This window comes from Leucobacter soli (genome assembly GCF_042659205.1).
Taxonomy (GTDB): Bacteria; Actinomycetota; Actinomycetes; order Actinomycetales; family Microbacteriaceae; genus Leucobacter; species Leucobacter soli.
This window is the reverse complement of the sequence record NZ_JBHSRW010000022.1, coordinates 1-21550: the sequence shown is the minus strand read 5'-3', so window position 1 is coordinate 21550 and position 21550 is coordinate 1. Positions and strand designations below refer to the sequence as shown.

General features: G+C 69.8%; 12 protein-coding genes and 1 riboswitch. Of the genes, 8 read left to right on the top strand and 4 right to left on the bottom strand.

From position 1 onward, the window contains the following. Positions 1–1013, bottom strand: a 1013-nt coding sequence (locus tag ACFPZL_RS03065; protein ID WP_382334685.1) for a phosphotransferase, incomplete at its 3' end; no start/stop codon positions are given. Positions 1014–1084: 71 nt separating this feature from the next. Further along, complete coding sequence (locus tag ACFPZL_RS03060; RefSeq protein WP_218114641.1) at positions 1085–1783, bottom strand: GntR family transcriptional regulator; 699 nt, start codon at positions 1781–1783, stop codon at positions 1085–1087. A gap of 198 nt (positions 1784–1981) precedes the next feature. Here ACFPZL_RS03060 and ACFPZL_RS03055 point away from each other — a divergent pair, with 198 nt between their 5' ends. Further along, positions 1982–3346 (top strand): aspartate aminotransferase family protein, encoded by a 1365-nt coding sequence (locus ACFPZL_RS03055; protein WP_236021978.1) that lies wholly within the window; start codon positions 1982–1984, stop codon positions 3344–3346. 24 nt (positions 3347–3370) lie between these two features. On the opposite strand, the gene ACFPZL_RS03050 is transcribed toward ACFPZL_RS03055, so the two are convergent. Further along, positions 3371–4879: a PucR family transcriptional regulator gene (locus ACFPZL_RS03050; RefSeq protein ID WP_218114642.1), complete on the bottom strand. Its 1509-nt coding sequence runs from the start codon at positions 4877–4879 to the stop codon at positions 3371–3373. 217 nt (positions 4880–5096) lie between these two features. Between ACFPZL_RS03050 and purU the strand changes: the two genes are divergently transcribed. From purU to ACFPZL_RS03030, 4 genes are all read left to right on the top strand, one after another. Next, positions 5097–5957, top strand: a complete 861-nt coding sequence (gene purU, locus ACFPZL_RS03045; RefSeq protein WP_218114643.1) for a formyltetrahydrofolate deformylase — start codon at positions 5097–5099, stop codon at positions 5955–5957. Positions 5958–6027: 70 nt separating this feature from the next. After that, entirely contained in the window at positions 6028–8505 is a 2478-nt protein-coding gene (locus ACFPZL_RS03040; protein WP_218114644.1) for a GcvT family protein, read from the top strand. A 186-nt stretch (positions 8506–8691) separates the two neighbouring features. After that, a riboswitch (ZMP/ZTP riboswitch) is annotated at positions 8692–8772 on the top strand. A gap of 31 nt (positions 8773–8803) precedes the next feature. Then, a complete protein-coding gene (gene glyA, locus ACFPZL_RS03035; protein ID WP_218114645.1) occupies positions 8804–10087 on the top strand; it encodes a serine hydroxymethyltransferase in 1284 nt (427 codons plus the stop codon). Positions 10088–10311: 224 nt separating this feature from the next. Beyond that, positions 10312–11205, top strand: coding sequence for a bifunctional methylenetetrahydrofolate dehydrogenase/methenyltetrahydrofolate cyclohydrolase (locus tag ACFPZL_RS03030; RefSeq protein ID WP_218114646.1), 894 nt, complete (start codon positions 10312–10314; stop codon positions 11203–11205). On the opposite strand, the gene ACFPZL_RS03025 is transcribed toward ACFPZL_RS03030, so the two are convergent. Further along, entirely contained in the window at positions 11181–13553 is a 2373-nt protein-coding gene (locus ACFPZL_RS03025) for a helix-turn-helix transcriptional regulator (RefSeq protein ID WP_218114647.1), read from the bottom strand. The two genes, ACFPZL_RS03030 and ACFPZL_RS03025, sit on opposite strands and share 25 nt — an antisense overlap. A gap of 575 nt (positions 13554–14128) precedes the next feature. On the opposite strand from ACFPZL_RS03025, the gene ACFPZL_RS03020 reads away from it, so the two are divergent. The 3 genes from ACFPZL_RS03020 to ACFPZL_RS03010 form a co-directional block, all read left to right on the top strand. Beyond that, positions 14129–18646 carry a DUF7927 domain-containing protein gene (locus ACFPZL_RS03020; protein ID WP_218114648.1) on the top strand — a complete coding sequence of 1506 codons (4518 nt, stop codon included), beginning with the start codon at positions 14129–14131 and terminating at the stop codon, positions 18644–18646. A gap of 97 nt (positions 18647–18743) precedes the next feature. Then, entirely contained in the window at positions 18744–20357 is a 1614-nt protein-coding gene (locus ACFPZL_RS03015; protein WP_218114649.1) for a SpaH/EbpB family LPXTG-anchored major pilin, read from the top strand. Between the two features lie 206 nt (positions 20358–20563). Beyond that, positions 20564–21550: class C sortase (locus tag ACFPZL_RS03010; protein ID WP_382334681.1), on the top strand; the 987-nt coding region annotated here is incomplete at its 3' end.

Genomic DNA, 21550 nt, shown 5'->3' with positions numbered 1-21550 from the left:
AGCATGCGGCCCCGGTCGGCGTCGAGCAGCAGCCGCAGCGTGCGCTCGGTGCGCGAGGAGCGTGCGCGCGCGTAGTCGGCCCGGTCGCTTCTCGCGCGATCGGTCCACACGCTCAAGTTGACGGCGAGGCGGCCGAGACCCGCGTCGAAGACGACCGCGATCTCATCCTCTTCGAGCTGCACGGTGTTCTCGAACTGCCCGGCGCGGCCCCAGCCCTCGGCGACGAGGAGGAACGCCTCTGCCGGGTCTTCGGCGGCGCGGCCTGCATGCATCGCCGGCACCGCGAGATCCGCGATGCGCGGACCGAAGACCATGTCGCCGAAGTCGAGCACCCCGCTGATGCGCTCGGCGCCGGTGTCGACCAGGAGGTTGGAGTCGTGGAGGTCGTGGTGCACCACCGAGCGGGGCAGCGTCGGCAGCACGGGCGCGACGACGCTCGCGAACCGCTCGACCGCCGCGTCGAGCACGGCTCGGGTGGCAGGATCGGTCACCGAGACGATGGTCGAGGCGACGGTCTCGAGGGTGCGGGTCAGCTCCCAGGGGTGGCCGACGTCGACGGGCGGCGCCGGCCAGCTCGCGAGCCCGGCGGATACCTCGCCCGCAACGCGCCCCACCGACCGCATGAGCGCGGGCGTCGGCTTCGCGCTGTCGAGCATCACGCCGTCGAGCCACTCGCCGACGTGGAGGATGGCGGGCCCGGCGTCGAGCTCGACGCTCACGATCGGCGACCCGTCCGCCGACGGCACGGTGCGACCGGTGGGAACACCGCGGGCCGCGAGATGATCCATCGCTCCGATGCGCCATCGCGCCGCCTCGAGCTCTTCCGGCGTGCCGCAGCTCGCTCTGAAGACGAGGCTGCGGTCGTCCGCGAGGTCGACGCGGGCGACCGTGGAGAGCTCGCTGTGCATGGCCGTCAGCCGCACCGGGTCGACGCCGTAGTGCTCGCGCAGCAGGTGCGCCGATTCGTCGTGCGAGATGCTGAGCGTCTGCGGAGTCGCGGCATTCACCGGCATGCGGTCACCTCTTAGATTGATGATCAATAAACGTCGACTCTATGGATCATAGCCGCTGAGTCGGAGGAGTACTAGTCGTCGCCCGCAGCTGCCCCGGCGCCAACCAGCGAGAGCAGGAAGCGCTCGTTGAGGTCGATGTGCGAGAGGATCGCGCGCTGCGCCTCGGCGACGTCGCGTGCGATCAGCAGATCGCGGATCGTGCGATGCTCCGCGATGATCTGCTCGGTGCCGAGGCCCCGGAGCTCCTCGCCGCCGCGGATCATCATGAGCGCCATCTCCATCTCGGAGCTCACCTGCTCGTAGAAGGCGTCGAGGCGGGGGCTCGCGGCGAGGCCCACCACGGCGCCGTGGAAGGCCAGGTCGCAGTGCACGGTCGTGCGGGAGTCGCCGGCCAGGAGCGCCTCGCTCAGCCGCTCGTAGGCCGAATCGAGGGTGCTGCGCTCGCTCTCGCCCGCGAAGGGGGCGTTCCTCGCCCCCTGCAGCTCCAGCGTTCTGCGCACCTGATAGAGATCCGAGATGTCGGCGGGGTTCAAGGTGCGCACCACCGCGCCGCGGTGCCGCTCGTGGGTCACGAGGCGCTGCTCGGCGAGGATCAGGAGCGCCTCGCGGATCGTGCGCCGGGAGACGCGCATCGACTCCGAGAGCGCGATCTCTCGCAGCCGCGCGCCCTGCGGAAGCGCTCCGGCGAGCATCTCCTCGCGCAGGCGATCGGCGATCCTCTCGGCGGTGGACGCGGCCCGCTCCGCCCGGGCCGGCTCGTCGACGGTCATGTCGTGTCCTCTCCTTCCGTCGTTCGCGAATGTACCGCATTGGGTCGCCCGTGCTGCCTTCGGGTCGACCTCCACCGCGCTTGACTTGACGTTCCGAGCGTGGAATGCTCGTTCTGATTGGTCATCAATATAGTGGATGATCTCTTGCGGATCGCGTGCGACCCGCGACACGCCCGACACCGACCGATGGGAGCTGCGGTGAACACCACGCCGACGCAGTCCGGCATTCACATGGCCAACGGCTTCGACCCTGCGGAGGGCGTCGCGCTCGATCCCGCCGCCGAGCAGCTGCTCCGACGGCGCGACCGGGTGCTCGGGCCCTCGTACCGGCTGTTCTACCGCGAGCCGGTGGCGGTCGAGAGCGCGAAGGGGGTCTGGCTGCGCGGCATGGACGGTCGGGACTACCTCGACGCCTACAACAACGTGCCCGCGATCGGGCACAGCCATCCCGCGGTCACCGCGGCGGTGACCGCGCAGCTCGAGAGGCTCAACACTCACACCCGGTACCTCACCGAGCCGGTCGTCGACTACGCCGAGCGCCTGCTCACGAAGTTCCCCGCCCCGCTCGAGCGCGTCACCTTCGCCTGCACCGGCAGCGAGGCGATCGACCTGGCCATCCGCACGGCGCGCTACCAGACCGGGAACACGGGCCTCATCGTCACCGAGCACGCCTACCACGGCACCACGCTCGCCGCCGCCGAGATCTCGCCATCGCTCGGGCCGAACAACCCGATCGGCGCACACGTCGCGACGATCCCGTCGATCGACACCGCGCGCACACCGGCAGACCAGGTCGGGCCCCGGCTCCTCGAGTCGGTGCGCGCCGCGATCCAGCAGCTCGACGCGCGCGGCGTCGGGGTCGCCGCGATCATCCTCGACTCGATCTTCTCGAGCGACGGCGTGCAGGCCGAGCCGGCCGGCTTCCTCGCCCCCGTCGTCGACCTCGTGCACGAGGCCGGCGGCCTCTACATCGCCGACGAAGTGCAGCCCGGCTTCGGCCGAACGGGCCGGTGGTGGGGCTTCGAGCGCCACGGCATCTCTCCCGACCTCGTGGTGCTCGGGAAGCCCATGGGCAACGGCGTGCCGATCTCGGCGCTGGTCGGCACGGTCGAGGCGCAGCAGCGGTTCGGATCGGAGGTGCGCTACTTCAACACCTTCGGCGGCAACCCCATCAGCATCGCCGCGGCGAGCGCCGTGCTGAGCGTGATCGAATCCGACGGCCTGGTCGAGCACGCCGCCGTAGTAGGCGAGCGGATGCGCGCGGGCCTCGCATCGATCGCGGCGTCGTACGAGCGCGCGACCGACGTGCGCGGAGCCGGTCTGTTCCTCGCGTTGGATCTGGGCGAGCCCGATGCAGCGCTGACACCCGACCCCGAGCTCGCCGCACGGGTGGTCAACGCCATGCGCGAGGCCGGCATCCTGATCAGCGCGTCGGGCCCCGCCGCCGCGACCCTGAAGATCCGACCGCCGCTGCCGTTCTCGGAGGAGAACGCCGACTTCCTGCTCGAGACCCTCGACGGCGTGCTCGCCCGAGAGACGCGGAGCCGAGCGGGAGCGCGCTGAGCGCGAAGTCCGAACCGTCGCCGCTCAGAGGGAGGTCGACCTCCGACCGTTGAGCATCAGCCAGGTCTGCAGGGCGAGGTAGAGCTCGGTCTGCTGCGCGACGTCCTGCATCCGGCGCCCGCTCAGCTTCTCGATCTTCGAGATCCGGTAGATCAGGGTCTGGCGGTGCACGTGCAGCGCGTCCGCCGCCTCCTGCCACGAGCGGTTCGCGTCGAAGTACGCCATCAGCGAGCGCATGAGCTGCGAGTCGTTCGTACGATCGTAGGCGAGCACCTCGCCCAGCACCTGATCGACGACGGCCTCGCCCTCGGTGATCGAGCGGGGCAGGAACGGCGAGGTGTCTTTGCCGTACACGTTGACCAGCGCGTTCTCGTCGTGCGTCGCCTCCTGCGCCCATCGCGCCTCTCGCACGGCCTCGTCGATGCGGCCCAGCTTGCCCACCGGCATGCTGGCGCCGACGCGCGTCTCGGGCCAGGCGCCCAGGGCATCGGAGACCGCCTCCACGCCGGCGCCCGGCACGAGGGCGAAGTTCTCGTCGCGCTCGAAGGCGACGAGCGCGGGGATCTTCGCCTGGGTGAACGCATCGTATGCGTCGTCGGTGGTCGGCCCGGCGCCGCGGGGCCAGATCAGCACCCGCCACGGCGGCTCACCGAGCTCGAACGACTCCATCTGGGCGAGCAGCGACTCGGGGTCTTCCGATCCATTGAGCAGCTGCCGCAGCAGCCGGGTTCCGCTCGTGCGCACCGACATCCGCTCGGCCGTGCGGCGCTCGACCTCGATGCCGGCGATGGTCGAGATGTGCTGCAGCAGCATCAGGTCGACCTCGGCGCGATCGCTGACCGGCTTCGCGACCATGACCGCGTGGGCGCTCTCGGCGATCGGCAGTAGGAAGGCCGTGTCGTCGCCGACGGAGATGCGCGAGAATGCGGGCAGCGCGGCCGAGGTGCTCGCGAGGTGATCGAGCACCGGTTGGGGCACGGCATCCGGCGAGGCGAGGAGCAGACGCCCCGTTCGCCGATCGAGCACCTGCAGCAGGTGCCCGCACTCGGCGCCCAATTGCTCGAGCAGGCCGTCGGAGGCCTGGGGCGAGGCGTATGAGCGACGCATCAGATCGTAGGCGCGCAGCACCTTGGTGATGAGCGCATGACCCTTCTGCGCGTTGCTGTCGGCCACGATGCGGATGACCGTGGTCCAGAGCACGGAGTGCTCGGTCACGAGGAAGGGGAACCCCATCTCATCGGCGGCCTGCAGGGCCTCGTCCGAGACTCTCGGCGACTCGGAGTGCTGGCCGAGCGCGATGCCGGCGAGATTCGCGCGGTTCAGCTCGGTGAGGAACCGCACCTGCTCCGCCGGGTCGTGGGGCAGCAGGTGGCCGGTGGTGAGCAGCAGGTCGCCGGTACCGAGCCACTCCCACGGGTTGGGCTGATCGGTCGAGTGCGCCCAGAGCACCATGCGATCACCGCCGCTGCGGCCCGCGAGAAAGCGCGTTCGGAGCCCCGAGATCTCGGTCAGCTCGTTCACGGTCAGGCCCATGCTTCAACGATATGCCGAAACCCGTACGACATTCGTACAAAGCGACCAGGGCGTTCTAGACAATGTGGTCGTGGATCCGGCCGCCCCGCGATCTCTACATTGGGAACTGCTCGTCGCGATCCGCCATCGGCCGCGACCCTCGAGGCCGCGAGATGTCGAGATCGCGACCCCTCTGGACACCGACCCCTTTGGACACCGACCCGTCAAGGAGCACCGAATGCCCAACGAAGCGCGCGAACTCGTCCTGGCGATCAGCTGCCCGGACAAGAAGGGTCTCGTCAACGCCGTGTCGGGCTATCTGCTGGCGCACGACTGCAACATCACCGCGAGCCAGCAGTACGAGGACCCGGTGAGCGGCAGCTTTTTCATGCGAACCCGCGCCAGCTACCCGGGCGCCACGTCGATCGAGGCGCTGAAGGCGGCGTTCCTCGCCACCGAAGAGACCTACGACATGACCTGGAGCATGACCGATGCGACCACGCGGCAGCGCGTCGCGATCCTCGTCTCGAAGGCGGGGCACTGCCTCAACGATCTGCTGTTCCGCTGGCGCACCGACCAGCTCAAGATCGACATCCCCTTCGTGGCCTCGAACCACCCGGATCTGGGGCCCGTCGTCGAGGCCGCGGGGATCCCCTTCCACCACATCCCGGTGACGGCCGAGACGAAGCCCGAGGCCGAGGCGAGGCTGCTCTCGCTCATCGACGAGCACGACGTCGACCTGACCGTGCTCGCCCGCTACATGCAGATCCTCAGCGACGACCTCAGCCGCGAGCTGCGGGGGCGCGCCATCAACATCCACCACTCGTTCCTGCCCGGCTTCAAGGGCGCCAAGCCCTACCACCAGGCCTACGACCGCGGCGTCAAGCTGATCGGCGCGACCGCGCACTACGTCACGAGCGACCTCGACGAGGGCCCGATCATCGAGCAGGAGGTGCTGCGCGTCACGCACACGCACAGCCCGGAAGACATGGTGCTGGTCGGGCAGGATGCGGAACGCCTGGCGCTTGCGCGCGCGGTCCAGTGGCACACCGAGCATCGGGTGCTGCTCAACGGCTCGCGCACCGTCGTCTTCAACTGATCTCGAAGCCGAGCGCTTCACACTCGCGGAACCCAGACGGAATACCCGTCGCAAGGAAGGAAACCAGATTATGGAACGGATGGTCGATCGGTCGGTCAGCGCGGCGGAGTTCACGGACGAGGCCGAGGCCGCACTGCCGGCTCACGCAGAGGTCGTCGTGGTCGGGGGCGGCATCATCGGCGCCAGCATCGCCTACCACCTGAACCTGCTCGGCAAGAAGGACGTGCTGCTGCTCGAAGCGAACGTGCTCGCGAGCGGCACCACCTGGCACGCGGCGGGTCTCGTGAACTCGGGGCGGGGATCGGTCGCGCTCACGGAGCTCTCGAAGTACGGCGCGCGCTTCTACGAGGAGCTCGACGAGAAGAGCGGGGTCGACGTCGACTTCGTGAAGTCGGGCTCGATCAGCATCGCCCGCACGCCCGGTCGGGTCGACGAGATCCTCTACACCCGAGACATCGCCGAGCATTGCGGCGTGCCCACCGAGTACCTCACCGAGGAGCGTCTGCGCGAGGTCTGGCCGATCGCGGATCAGGAGGGCATCCTCGGCGCGCTGCTCATGCTCGACGACGGCTACATGAACCCGGGCTGGGCGAGCGTCGCGGTGACCAAGCTCGCCCATGAGGCGGGCACGGCCGTGCGCGAGCACGCCCGGGTCGACGAGCTGCTCGTCGAGAACGGTCGCATCACCGGCGTGGTCACCGCGCGCGGCACGGTGACGGCCGACACCGTCGTGCTGGCGTGCGGGCTCTGGACCCGTGAGCTCGCGGCGAAGGTCGGCGTCTCCGTGCCGCTCTACCCCGCCGAGCACGTGCACGTGCGGTCGAACGAGGTCGAGGGGGCGGTGCGCTCGCTGCCCGTGCTCCGCGATCTCGACAACAGCTACTACCTCCGGCACGAGCACGGCCGGCTGCTCGTGGGCGCCTTCGAGCCCGACGGCCTGCCCCGCGGCGTCGACGAGATCACGAGCGAGGGCTTCGCCGAGTTCCCCGAGGACTGGGAGCACTTCTCGGCGATCCGCGCCGCCGCAGAAAGCACGGTGCCGGGGCTCAAGGGCGCCGGCTACGACCGCTTCCTCAACGCCCCCGAGAGCTTCACCCCCGACTCGAACTTCATCATCGGCGAGACCGCCGAGGTCGACGGCCTCTTCGTCGCGGCCGGGTTCAACTCGCAGGGCATCATCTTCGCGCCCGGCGTCGGCAAGAAACTCGCGGAGTGGATCGTCACCGGCAGCTCGGACTTCGCTTCCACGGCCCTCGACGTGCGGCGCTTCTCGCCGGACCAGAACAACCGGCACTACCTGCACGCCCGCAGCGTCGAGGCCCTCGGCCGCCTGTACGCGATGCACTGGCCGTTCAAGCAGGTGCACACGGCCCGCAACATCCGGCGCACGCCGCTCTACTCGCGCCTCGAAGAGCTGGGCGCGTGCTTCGGCGAGATCAACGGGCTCGAGCGCGCGTTCTGGTACGGGGATCCGGGCACGCGGCCCGAGTACGACCACAGCTACGGGCGCACGAGCTGGTTCGACAACGTCGCGGCCGAGCACCGCGCCACCCGCGAAGGGGTCACGCTGTTCGACCTGAGCGCCTTCGCGAAGTTCGAGGTCGCGGGCCCCGACGCGCTCGCCGTCTGCCAGCGCGTCGCCACCGCGAATGTCGACGGTCCGGTCGACAAGGCCGTGTACACGCTGTTCCTCAACGAGAACGGCACGATCGAGATCGACGGCACGATCACGCGTCTCGCCGAGGACCGATTCCTCGTCGTCACGCCATCGTTCACGCAGCGCCAGACCGAGATGATGCTGCGGAAGGAGGCGAAGGGGCGCGCGGCCGCGGTGTTCGACGCGACATCGGCGTACGCCACCATCGCTGTCACTGGCCCTCGCAGCCGCGAGCTGATGGAGCGCGTCGCTCCGCACGAGGACTGGTCGAACGAGGCGCAGCCGTATACCCACGGCCGCCGCATCGAGATCGCCGACGGCTACGCCTACTGCTTGCGCGTGAGCTTCGTCGGCGAGCTCGGCTACGAGGTCTACCCGAGCGCCGACCTCGCGGTCAACGTGTTCGATGCGCTGCTCGAGGCGGGAGAGGAGCTCGGAGTGAGGCTCGCCGGCTACCACGCGCTCGACACGCTGCGCTCCGAGAAGGGCTACCGCCACCACGGGCACGACATCGGGCCCGACGTCGACCCGTACTCGGCCGGCCTCGGCTTCACCCTGGCGAAGGACAAGCCGGGCGGCTTCATCGGCCTCGAGGCCGTGCTGAAGCTCGACCCGAAGGCCCCGCGCCTGCGCACCGTCTACGTGAAGCTCGACGACCCCGAGCCGCTGTTCGTGCACGACGAGACGCTGTACTGCAACGGCGAGCAGGTCGGCCGCCTCTCGAGCGGAGCCTACGGGCATTCGCTCGGCGCGGCCGTCGGCCTCGCGCTGGTCGACCCCGGCGTCGACTTCGACGGAGCCTTCGAAGTGCGCTGCAAGGGCGTGCGCTACCCGGCCACCGTGTCGCGGCGCCCGTTCCACGACCCGACGGGCGAGCGCCTCAAGGTCTGAGGCGCTGGCGGTCCGGGCGGCGAGGGATCGCGCCGCCCGTGCTCGCCTGCAGGATCGCACCGATCAGCAGAATCGCACCCCGTTACCCGGTTCTGCAGGTGCGAAATCGCAGATCGGTGCGATCCTGCAGGCGGGCGGACCCGAATCGTGCCCGTCCAGATGAGCCGGCGGCCTCGCTGCTAAGATCGTGACTGTCGTGACTGGCGTACAGATGGGAAACCATCGGGGAGCGACGCACTCAGTAGGCCGCTCGCCTGGGCCGCAGATCCTGGAAACACATCAACAAGGGAGACGCTACGTGTCGAACCAGTCCGCATTCTTCAACGAGCCCCTCGAGGTCGTCGACCCCGAGATCGCAGAAGTCCTGAAGAACGAGCTCGGCCGCCAGCGCGGCACGCTCGAGATGATCGCGAGCGAGAACTTCGTTCCGCGCGCCGTGCTCGAGTCGCAGGGCTCAGTGCTCACCAACAAGTACGCCGAGGGGTACCCCGGGCGCCGCTACTACGGCGGCTGCGAGTTCGTCGACATCGCCGAGGAACTGGCGCGCGAGCGGGCCAAGAGCCTCTTCGGCGCCGCCTACGCGAACGTGCAGCCCCACTCGGGCGCGAGCGCCAACGCCGCTGTGCTCAGCGCGATCGCCGAGCCGGGCGACACGATCCTGGGCCTCGAGCTCGCGCACGGCGGGCACCTGACCCACGGCATGAAGCTGAACTTCTCGGGCAAGCTCTACAACGTCGTGCACTACGGCGTCGACCCCGAGACGTTCCTCGTCGACATGGAGGTCGTCCGCCAGAAGGCGCTCGAGCATCGGCCCAAGGTGATCATCGCCGGTTGGTCGGCCTACCCGCGCACGCTCGACTTCGCGGCGTTCCGCGAGGTCGCCGACGAGGTCGGCGCGACCCTGTGGGTCGACATGGCGCACTTCGCCGGTCTGGTCGCCGCCGGCCTGCACCCGAACCCCGTGCCGCACGCCCACGTGACCTCGTCGACGGTCCACAAGACCATCGGCGGCCCCCGCTCGGGCTTCATCCTGACGAACGACCTCGAGATCTACAAGCGGCTCAACTCGAACGTGTTCCCCGGCCAGCAGGGCGGGCCGCTGATGCACGTGATCGCGGCGAAGGCGACCGCGTTCAAGCTCGCGGCCACCGAGGAGTTCGCTGAGCGCCAGACCCGTACCCTCTCGGGCGCGAAGCTCCTCGCCGAGGCGTTGACGAGCGACGCATCGAAGGCGGCCGGCGTCGACGTGCTGACCGGCGGCACCGACGTGCACCTGGTGCTCGCCGACCTGCGGAACAGCGAGCTCGACGGCCAGCAGGCGGAGGACGCCCTCCACGCGGTCGGCATCACGGTGAACCGCAACGCGGTGCCGTTCGACCCGCGCCCGCCGATGGTCACCTCGGGGCTGCGGATCGGTACCCCGGCGCTCGCGACCCGCGGCTTCGGCGACACCGAGTTCGTGCAGGTCGCCGAGATCATCGCCGCCACCCTGCAGCAGAGCGGCGACGTCGCCGCTCTGCGTGCGCAGGTGCAGGATCTCGCCGAGGCGTTCCCGCTCTACCCCGGCCTCGAGAACTGGTAACCGGCCGCATTCTGTGCACGCGGCACGCGTCGCCCGGCCCATCATGGATGAGGCCCGGCGGCGCGTGCCGCGTGGGCGGATGACCACCCGTCATCCTGCGCGAGCGAAGCGAGTCGCAGGATCCAGGCGGACCGGGCAGCACATGGATCCTGCGACTCCCGGCTTCGCCCTCCGCGCCGGATGACGGGGGAGGAGCACACACAGATGACGAAGGGAATGCGGACATGACCGCGCAGAAACTCGATGGCACGGCCGCTGCGGCGGCGATCAAGGCCGAGCTGACGGAACGCGTCGCGATCCTGCGCGACCGCGATATCGTGCCCGGGCTCGCCACGGTGCTCGTGGGGGAGGACCCGGGATCGCAGTGGTACGTCGCCGGCAAGCACCGCGACTGCGCGGAGGTCGGGATCGCCTCGATCAAGCGAGAGCTGCCCGAGACGGTGACGCAGGAGGAGCTCGAAGCAGTGCTCGACGAGCTCAACGCGAACCCGGAGTGCACCGGCTACATCGTGCAGCTGCCGCTGCCGAAGCACATCGACACGGATCGGATCCTCGAGCGGATCGACCCGGACAAGGACGCCGACGGGCTGCACCCGACGAACCTCGGACGGCTGGTGCTGAACGCGAACACGCCGATCGCGAGCCCCCTGCCGTGCACGCCGCGCGGCGTCATCGAGCTGGTCGAACGCAACGGCCTCTCTTGGGCGGGGAAGAACGTCGTGGTCGTGGGCCGCGGCGTCACCGTCGGCCGACCGATCGGCCCGCTGCTGACGCGCCGCGAGTACAACGCCACAGTCACGCTGACCCATACGGGCACGGCGGATCTCGGCGCCGAGCTGCGCCGCGCCGACGTGATCGTCGCCGCCGCGGGCGTCGAGGGGATCGTGCGGGCCGAGGACGTGAAGCCCGGGGCGATCGTGCTCGACGTGGGGGTCTCGCGCGAGGTCGACCCCGAGACGGGCAAGAGCCGGGTCGTGGGAGACGTGGATCCCGCGGTCGCCGAGGTCGCGGGGTGGGTTTCGCCGAACCCCGGCGGCGTTGGACCGATGACGCGCGCACTGCTGCTGAAGAACGTCGTGGAGATGGCCGAGCGTCAGGCGGCGCCTTCGCCGGCGTAGCCGCGCGGGAGCAGGCCCATGCGGGCGGCCTGCAGGATCGCGTCGTTCCGTCCTTTCGCATGGAGCTTGCGGTAGACCGACGCCAGGTGCTTCTTGACGGTGCCCTGGGTCACGAACAGGGCTGAGGCGGCCTCGTTCGCGGAGCGATGCACGGCGATCGCCTCCAGCGTGCGCTGCTCCATCTCGGTCAGCTGCCCGTAGCGTTCGCAACGGGCCTCCTCCGGAACGGCGTCGATCAGCTCCACCAGGTCGGCGACGCCCGCATCCCGTGCGGCGACGGCGGCCTCCCGGAGAAGCGCGAAGGGTACACCCCACAGTGCGGAGGGCAGGTAGTAGCGCTCCATCAGGTCCGCAGCGTTCTGCAACGCAAGCGCCGACTCCTGAGGCTTGTCGCAGGCCCAGGCGGCGGTCGCGCTGATCAGGCAGCGTTCGAGCCGCTGGCGCTTGGTCGCTCCGGAGTCTCCGATCGCCTGCGCGATCAGCAGCGCTTGGACATCGTCGCCGGCGAAGAGCGCGAGCCTGGCGCGCTCCACACGCACGAGGGCGAGACTCTGATCGAGCCCGTCGAGGATCTTCGAGGCCGAGACGAAATCGCCGAGCACGGTGTAGAGCAGTGCGAGGTAGCTGTCCAGGTAGCCCTGCCAGGCGTCGTTCCGCCTGCGGCTCTCGTCGAGCGACACGAGGTTCGCCTGCAGCTGTGAGATCGCCCAGCTGACGCCGCGCCGTCGCCGCTCGGCCTCGGCCTGGGCGATGAGCAGCAGCGACCATTGCTCGATGCGGTCCTTCGTCGGCGCCAGCGTCGTCAGCGCCTGTTCCAGGAGGGCCTCGTCCGCCAGCTCGTACGAGAGATGGGCACGTCCGACCTCGCCGGCGACCCAGGAGAGCCCCGGAGCGGCGGTGCCGGTCTCGCGGGCGAACGTGTCGGCCTCGGTGAGCAGCTCGGCGCAGCGGCGGATATCCCCGTCGAGCACCTCGGTGTAGGCCTGCTCGTACAGAGCGGCGAGCAGCCAGCGCTGCCCCGATTCGACGTCGGTCACCGTGCGCGTCGAAGCGTGGGGGAAACCGTGCCACGGGGCGACGATCATCCGCTCGGCATGCATCCGGAGCTGCGCCCAGTTGCGACGGGCCTGTGCGAAGTCGCCGACCATGAGCGCCGTCGAGGCGATCTCGCGATAGTAGGTGGGGAGCGATCCGTGCAGCAGCGTTGCGTTCGGCCCGTCGGAGGGGCGCTGCCCCGTGACCTCGATCGGGTCCTCCTCGCTCTCGGCCGCCTTCAGCCGGGCCTCGAGCTCGCGGGCATGGGCGCCGGCCTCCTCCATCTTGCCGAGCAGGCGCTCCAGCACCATGGCCTGCGCGAGCCGGGGGAGTTCCAGTTCCTCCGACCGGGCCGACCCCTCCGAGTAGGCGCGTTCGACCCCCCGCTGCCAGACGGCGATGAGGAGGTTCAGCGTCGCCGGAGGTACGGTCGGGTCGGGCATGGCGAGGAGCAGCCGGGCGGCCGCGAAGGTCGGATAGGTCTCGAGGGTCGCATCGGTCAGGGACCGGAGGATGCGGGAGGTCTCGTCGACCTCGTCGATGATGGTCGTGAAATGAAGCGCGAGGACGACCTCGGCCTCGCTGTAGGCCTCGGCCGCGCAATACAGACGGAACGCGGTGAAGGGGGCGGTGCCGACGATGCGTTCTGCACGGCCGATGTACAGTTCCGAGCGCTGCTCGGAGGAGAACGAGCGCCGCGCCCGGGCTGCGAGGTAGGGCAGCACGGCCGGGTGGCAGCGGAACTCGGTGGTGTCCGGCCCGGCGATGGCGGTGAGCACCCCGTACTCGATGAGCGTGTGCATGCCGGCGCGCATGCGGGCCATGTCGGTCTCGCAGAACTCCGCCGCCTGGTCGAGGGTGATCGCATCGAGTTGGGAGGCGGCGAGCAGCATGTGACGCGCCGGGCTGCCGACGAGTTCGAGGTGGTCGAGCGCGAACCGATTGAGCCCGGTGAAGGGATCGACCGGTACGTCGTCGAGCGGAGCCTCGAGCACCGCCCGGATGGCCAGAGGCCAGCCGGCGGACTGCTCGATGGCCGCACGGAGCCGATCGCTCTCGGCGAGACCGTGCTTCGCGGCCAGGGCGAGCGCCTCCTCAGGCGGTACGGCGAGATCGCGCGGACCGATGACCGTGGTCGGCGTGCGGCCCGTGACGATCGGGCGGTCGAGCAGGGTGACGCGGCGGCCGATCACGACGAGCGAGAGGTGCGGGCTGAAGTCCAGGAGTTCGGCGAGCGCGATGTCGAACTCCGCATTCGTGACGGCGTGGTAGTCGTCGATCACCAGGGTGAAGGGCGCCGTGAGGCCGGACACGAGTGCTCGGAGCGCGAGGAGGCCCGTCCCCGTCCGCGGGAGGGCATCTCTCGTCGCCGTCGCGAGCGCGTCGACAGCGTGTCCCAGAAGCGGTCGGCGGGCTCTGCGGAGCAGACCACCCAAGCCGTCTCTGCACCGCCTCGATGCTCCATCCACTCGGCGGCGGTGCGAGTCTTGCCATAGCCCGTCGGCGCGCGGAACACCGTGAGCCGATGTGCGCCGTCAACGGCGGAGGAGAGCCTCGCGAGCAGGTGGCCGCGGTCTGGCGAGATCGTGGGCGTCACGCGGCGTCTGCACCTCCAAGACTCCGAAGGCGTGGGGGGGGGGAAGAAGTGGGGGAAGATCGCCTTCTCGAGCGTCCTCACCTTGATTCTATGGCCTAATCTGAGGAACGTTACGGTTCGTGATGCTCTGCAGTGGAGCGAACCTTACACGATTGCGCGATCCACAGCGGCTCAGGGGGGCTTGAGCCGGGTCGCGTGGTCGAGCGGTCATCATAGCCGGGGGGCTACCGCGTCCATCTACGGACGCGACGGTTGGCGTGATGGCCGGGGGAACTTTAGGGAGATTTTTCTGTGCCGTCAGTGCTTCGTTTTGCCGTCGCTGCTGCGCTCAGCACGAGCGTAGTCTTCGGCCTCGCCGTGCCGGTGGGCGCCTTCGGCGTCGCATCGGCGGTGGCCGTCGAGCCGGTGGTCGCCGACGCGACTGCCGCGTCGAGTGAAACCCTCGCCGCGCAGCCGGCCGCCGATCAGGTGACGCCCGAGGCGGATCCGGGTGCCGGCGCGGAGGCGGAACCAGGAACCGCCCCGGAGCGCGCGGAGACCGAGGGGTCACCGGAGGGTGGCGAAGCCGACGTCGAACCGGAGGCGGACGGCGAGGTCGACGCCGCTTCTGGAGACTCGAACGCGGATGCCCCCGCGGCGCCGGAGAACTCGGGCCGTTCAGGAGCCGCATCGACGCAGTCGAACGGAGCCGTCGCGGGCACGAGCGCGGTCGGGATCAGCCCGCGCCTCGCGGCCGCCGGCATCGGCGACGGATGCTCCTACGCGGACCCGAACACGGGCGCCTATGCGAGCACGCTGTGCTGGCTCAACTTCAGCGGCGTGACGACCGAGTGGGTACTCGTCTCGACGAGCGCCCCGGTGACGATCACGAGCACGGAGTACAACAACTGCACCTATCAGATCAGCAGTGGCAGTTCGGGAACCTATCAGTATCGACGCACCACGATGGTCTACGCGAGCGCGCTGGGCGCGGCCTACGGGACGCAGACCTTCACCGGCTGCGGGCGCGCACGCGGCGGTACCACGGCGGTGAACGGCACGAACGCCGGGAACAACAGCCTGGAGGCTGTGCGTCAGGCCCGTGACGCGGCCCTCTATCGCTCCACCACCGGCAACAACGACACCGGCCCGGTCTACGGCAGCGTCACGAACTACCCGGTCGAGTTCGACCTCTCGACCACCTACGTCTTCCGCGCGAACCTCAACCTGAGCTCGCCCGCGAACAACCGCGGCAAGGCGGTGGCCTCCCGCCCGTTCCCGACGTGGTCGGGCTCGTTCCTCGGCAACAACGGCTTCTACACCGGAGTCGCCGGCGAGCCGGCGCTCTACCAGATCGCCGACGGCGGCACCTCCGCCAACGACAAGACGAGCGTCGTCTCGTTGAGCGACGTCCGCGTGCAGCACAAGACCACGAACGCCAAGCAGACGGGCTTCTCGCTCGTCGTGGCAGACGCGGAGTCGACCGACAACAACGAGCAGATCACCTGGACGCACTCGGGTGGCGCCGGATTCCTCTGGCTGCCGAACAGCCCCGGCACCTGGAGCAACACCGGCACCAACACGGCGGCGAACACCGCGCGCAAGGCCGCGGGCGTGGGCAACGCCTGCGCCGCCACCAACGTCGACCAGTTCCCGCAGAACAGCAACACCACCGCCACAGCCACCAGCCGCACCTGCTCGGCGGGCACCAGCCAGCCCTCGCCGAAGACCGGCACCGCGATGCTGCAGATCTCTCCAGCGAACGCGTCGAACACCTTCACCGTCACCCAGACCATGGTCGGCGGCGGCCTGCAGGCGGTCGCCTTTGGCGTGGTCCTCGCCGGCGCGAAGGTCAACGTCGAGGTCGAAGGCCGCGTGCTCGACGCGAGCGGCAACCCGACCACGCCCAACTTCACCGCGGAACTCACCGCCAGCGGTTACGGCAGCTTCACCGCCGAGACCGGTACCGGTGTCGCGACGACGGGAACGAGCGGCAGCCAGTTCTTCCCGCTCAGCACCCAGGGCACCTCGAGCCTCGCCTTCTCATCGGCCACTCCCAGCCATGCCACCGGGAGCTCATACACGAAGTCCTGGTTCTGCGAGAAGAGCACGGGATCGAACCCCGTCCGGGAGCAGTGGAGCGGCAACGGAGGCGCGACGCCCCCGGGCGCGCCCTGGACCCAGCTCTCCGGCGGCCAGTTCATCGAATGCACCGTCACGTACACACCGCCCTTCCTCACGCTGGTGAAGGTCGTGAACCAGGCCGGCACCGCCGCGGCGAACGCCCCCGCCGACTTCACGCTCACCGCGACGGGGCGGAACGCGCCCGTCTCGCGCGTGCAGGGTGCGGGCGGATCCACATCGATCATCACGCAGCCGGTCGCGATCGGCACCTACGACTTCTCCGAGACGCAGCCGGGGCTCGGCTCCCCGAACTGGCAGTACGGCTACACCTGGTCCGACCTGGTGTGCACGGGCGGCGGAACGGCGAACGTGACGAAGGACGCGACCTCCGGGCAGGTGACCGCCGCGTCGCTCGCGGTCGGCACGTCCCAGAACGTGATCTGCACCTACACGAACACGGCGAACCAGCCGAAGCTCACGCTGAAGAAGGAGGCCTACAACGCCTCCGGCGCCCTGCTGGGTCGCGACACGCCGGTCAACGCCGGCGACACGATCACCTACCGGCTCACGCTCGACAACTCGACCGGCAGCGCGGCGCAGACGGCGGGCCACGTCGACTACCTGCGCGACGTGCTCGACGACGCCGCGTACGTGAGCGGCAGCATCAGGTACGGCAGCTCCGCGAGCACGCCGCCCGCGAGCACCACCCCGATCACCCCGACCGGCATCACCGCGACCCCGCAGGACCTGACCGGGACGAATCCCCGCCTCGCCATCACCGGCACGGTGCCCGCGTTCGGCGTGCGCACGATCTCGTTCCAGGTGACTGTGAAGGCGAACACCGCCGACGCGGCCGAACGGCAGACCGGCACCTCGGCCACGACGGGCTACCTGCTGCGCAACCACCTCGTGGAGAGCGGGGATCCCGTGCCCACGACCTGCCAGGCGCCGCCCTCCGGCGAAGACCCGACCTGCACCCAGCACCCGGTTCGCGCCTGGACCATCAGCAAGGACTCGCAGCCCGAGGACGGCGCGATGATCCACTCCGGCGGCAACATCTACTACCGGGTGAAGATCACCAACTACAGCGGCGAGGACCTGACCGGCGTGCAGGTCGTCGACGACATGACGCAGACCCTGGCCGCCGCGTACTTCGACCGCTACGCGCCGCCCGCCGTCGGACTTCCCAACGGCATCAGTTTCTACGACACCTCCGGAGTTCGGATCACGGGCGCCGCCGCACAGGCGTACGAGAAGAACTGGTCGCTCGGCGCTCAGCCCGGCACTGACGCGCCGCCCGCGATCGGCTTCGCCGCCGACGGCACCGGCGGATGCAGCGTCTCGGCAAAGTACCAGGGTGCCACCCCTCCGCTGGCCGCCCGCGGTTGCTGGACGCTCACGAGCCCGACCTTCACCGTGCCCGCCCAGATCGGCGGCACGACGGTCGGCTACGCGATCCTCGGCTACGCGGTCAAGGGCGGTTCCCCCGCGCGAGTGGTCGGCGGAACGGGCACCGCGGATCAGATCGACACGGTTGTGCCGGTCGACCCCGCCGCGACCTGGGTGAACACCGTGCAGGCGGGCACCGCTAACGCCGGTGGCCAGTCGATCTACCCGAACCGCTGCAGCGCGAGCGGGCCGGGTGTGCCACCGGGCGACGTCTCCGGCTACTACGACTGCAAGACTTGGCACTCCCTGGGTGAGAGCTACTTCCATATCTGGAAGAAGTTCGGTCCCGTGCCGACCGAGACCGACAACAATCTGACAGGCGCCGCCTTCCTGCTCGCCGACACCGAGGCCGATGCCCGGGCGGGCAATGCCTCGCGCTGGTTGTGCCGCACCGAGTACGCGGTGCCCAATCCGAACGACCCGAACTCCGTGCCTGCTGCGACGGTCGGCTCTTCGGCCGGTCAGGGCACCCTCGACTTCGGCGCGGATTCCGCGACCTTCGCCTCCATCGAACTCGCGAACAAGACGCGGGCGCTGTACAACTTCGACAACGGACTGCTGCAGCCCGGTGACGCGGGATACAAGCCGCAGCTCCCGCAGTGCGGTCTCTTCTTCGAGCTCGAGGGGCCGGGGCTCGACCAGGGCCAGCAGCCGGGCACCTGGCGGGCGAAGGACGTGCGCGGTGGCGACACCGTCGCCGGCGGATCCGATCCTCTGCCGAACTGGCGCACGGACAGCGCGTTCAACAATGGAGCCGATGCCTCGGCCGGGCGGCACGGGACCTACTGGGTCGCCGAGACCCGGTCGCCTACCGACTTCCAGCTGCTCGCCCAGCCGTTCGAACTCTGGGTCGCACCGAACTCGCCGACTCCGGCGGGCCTCAGCCCGGGCCAGACCGCGTGGTACGACTACCAGGGGCGGCTCTCGCTCCCGACCGTCGGGCTGGGAGAGAATTCCACCGGCGTGCCGGGCATGGGAGGAACCGATGCCTTGAACGAGATCCGCCAGGTGTGCGTGGATCCCTACCAGCTGCCGGCCCACAACCAGCCCAACTGCGTCATGCCGACGGGTTGGACGATGCCCGTCTTCGACGTGAAGCTCGCGCCTCTGCCGTTGACAGGCGGACAGTGGCTCGGAGCCCTGACCACCGGCGGCGCAACTGTGCTCATCGCAGCCCTCGGCGGCATGTGGTGGTGGCGCAGCCGCCAGCACGCAGCAGCGACCGATCCGTCGGCACCGGGCGGTGACACGCCCTGACTCGGACGAGACACGACCCGAGCCCCTCCGCGCACGGCGGAGCATCATCCAGAACCAAGACAACCTGCATACGCATCTTTTCCGAGAAGGGGAGAACATGAAGAACATCAAGAAGCGAGGCCTCATCGCAAGCGCGGGCGCGCTGGTCACCGCCGCCGCCCTCGCGCTGAGCGGCGCGGTCGCCGCACAGGCGGCTCCGGTGATCCCACCGGCCTGGACCACGGCCAACCTGCACATCCACAAGCTCCCGACCCCCGTCGGTGGCCCGGGCTCCGCCGCGAACGGCATCCAGGCCGGTCAGCCGGGCGGCCCGACGGTCGACACGACCGGCGGCATCGACGGCGTGCAGTTCACCATCGAGAGAGTCGACGCGATCAACCTCTCGACCAACGCAGGCTGGCAGGCTGCTGGCGACGCCGTGCTCGACCTCGCCAACCCCTCGGCGCCCGTGGTCCGTACCAGCGCGATCGACACTACGCCGCTGGCCGTGTCGGCGGCCACCGGCAGCCCGTTCACCACTACGGGCGGCGGCCTCATCAACGCGACGCTGCCGATCGGCCTGTACCTCGTGCGCGAGACCGTTCCGGCTCCCGGCTCGGCCCCCGCCGTGCCGTTCCTCGTGACGCTGCCGATGACCAACCCCTCGAACACGAGCGACTGGATGCGGGACGTCTACGTCTACCCGAAGAACTCGCAGACCGCGATCACGAAGTCCGTGAGCGACATTCCGAAGTACCAGGCCGGCAGCCCGAACGCACTGGTCACCTGGACCATCGACGCCGAGGTGCCCCGCACGCCGGGTTCCACCTCCGGCAGCTGGGTACGGCCGAGCAGCTACGTCATCAGCGATGACATCGACGACTACCTCGCCCCGCAGACCGTAACCGTGACGGCAGTCGACAACGCCGGCAACGCAATTGTGGGTGCGAACCAGCTCGTCTCCGGCGACTACACGATTGCTCCCGCGGTGCTGCCCGCCGCGGCCGGCACCGATGTCACTGTCACCTTCGCGAGCGGCGGCCTGGACAAGCTGCAGGCGCTCGCCGCGACCGCCGGTAATAAGATCCGCGTCACGATCGGTACGCTGGTCGTCGCCGAGGCCGAAGGCCGCATCGAGAACGACGCCTCGGTCGCCGTCAACGGCGGCACCGCGGTCACCACCACGACCCCGGCCGTCACCGAGTGGCGCAACGTCTCGTTCAGCAAGGTCGACCAGGCCGGCACCGGTCTCGCGTCCGCCGAGTTCCAGGTGTTCGGCACCAAGGCCGACGCCGAGGGCACGACGAGTCCCCTGCTCACCAGCACCGCCGCCAGCGCCGCCGCGCCCGACCTCGGCGAGGTCGACCTCGGCAGCCTGATCCGCTCGGATCACCTGAACGGCGCCGTGATCACGAACCTCGCGCAGTACCGCGTGTACTGGCTCGTCGAGACCAAGGCCCCGACCGGATATGAGCTGCTCGCTCAGCCGGTGCCCTTCGTCGTGCTCGACGGCGGTGCCTTCCACGCGACCGTGAACGCCTCGGGCGAGGTCACCGCCGTGGGTGTCGCGCTCGGTGAGATCGAGAACGTCCAGAAGAACGCCGGATTCGTCCTGCCGCTGACCGGTGGCATGGGCACCGCGATCCTCACCATCGGCGGCATCGCGATCCTCGCGATCGTGCTCCTCGTGGCGCGTCGTCGCCGCGACGTCGAGGCGACCGCGGCCGAGTAGTCGATCCGGTGGCCGGGCGTCCGACGCCCGGCCACCGCGATCCCGTGGTGGGCTCGGCGACCCGCTCCGCAGCGCCGCAGCACCGGAGGCCTCTGCAGAGCACGCTCCCTCCTCCGGTACTCCCCAAGTACCAGCTCGACGCACGGGGCGGGTCGCCGGGCTCACCACGAACACCGGCATATCGAAAGCGAAAGGAGGTGCCGAGCATGACCGGACTCACGAAGGAGCGACCGCGTTCCGCGGAACGCCCCGAGCATGACGACGATCCGCACGGCACCTCCGCAGCATCGACCGCGTCGGAGGTCGCCGCGGCGACCGGCCGTGCGTCGCATCTCGGCCGCGCCATGCCGATCGCGTTGCAGTTCGGCGCCATGCTCGGCATCGGGGCGCTGCTCTACCCCGCCGCCGCCGACTGGTTCGCCACGCTGCAGCACGACGCACGGATCTCCGGTTACGTGGAGCAGGTCGCCGCGCTGCCGGACGAGCTGCGCATCGCCGAGCTCGACGCGGCGCACGACTACAACGCGCACCTGCCGGAGGGCGTGCTCCGCGACCCGTACGGCGGTGAGGCCGAAGCGCCCGCCGAAGCCGCCGACGATGCGTATCTCGCCTACCAGGACGTTCTGCGCGTGGACGACGACGGAGTGATCGGTCGGCTCTCCTACGCGGATCTCGGCATCAGTCTGCCCGTGTACCACGGGACGAGCGAGCGCGTGCTCACGAACGGCGTCGGCCACCTCTACGGATCCTCGCTGCCGGTCGGCGGCCCGTCGACCCACAGCGTGCTCACGTCGCACGCCGGGCTGGTCCACGCCGCGCTCTTCACCCGGCTCCCGCAGGCGGAGTACGGCGATGTCTTCCAGATCGACGTGCTCGGCGAGACCCATTACTACCAGGTCGACGACATCCGCACCGTGCTGCCCGAGGAGACCGGGAGCCTGCGCATCGTCGACGGCGAGGACTTCGTCACCCTGATCACCTGCACGCCGACCGGCATCAACAGCCACCGTCTCCTGGTCCGGGGCGCACGGATCGACGCACCGGAGTCGGCCTCGCGCACCTCGATCCCCGGCGACGGCCGCGGCGCGGGCTTCCCCTGGTGGGCCGTCCTCTTCGTCGCGGGCTCAGCCGTCACCGCATCCCTGCTGTTCGCGCCGTCGCGCCGCAGCCGGAGCGACCGCGCGATGCCGGCC

Bases quoted from the DNA above. Each gene is read 5' to 3' on its own strand.
- purU (WP_218114643.1), top strand. From the start codon at position 5,097: ATGCCCAACGAAGCGCGCGAACTCGTCCTGGCGATCAGCTGCCCGGAC.
- ACFPZL_RS03015 (WP_218114649.1), top strand. From the start codon at position 18,744: ATGAAGAACATCAAGAAGCGAGGCCTCATCGCAAGCGCGGGCGCGCTG.
- ACFPZL_RS03030 (WP_218114646.1), top strand. From the start codon at position 10,312: ATGACCGCGCAGAAACTCGATGGCACGGCCGCTGCGGCGGCGATCAAG.
- ACFPZL_RS03040 (WP_218114644.1), top strand. From the start codon at position 6,028: ATGGAACGGATGGTCGATCGGTCGGTCAGCGCGGCGGAGTTCACGGAC.
- ACFPZL_RS03050 (WP_218114642.1), bottom strand. From the start codon at position 4,879: ATGGGCCTGACCGTGAACGAGCTGACCGAGATCTCGGGGCTCCGAACG.
- ACFPZL_RS03060 (WP_218114641.1), bottom strand. From the start codon at position 1,783: ATGACCGTCGACGAGCCGGCCCGGGCGGAGCGGGCCGCGTCCACCGCC.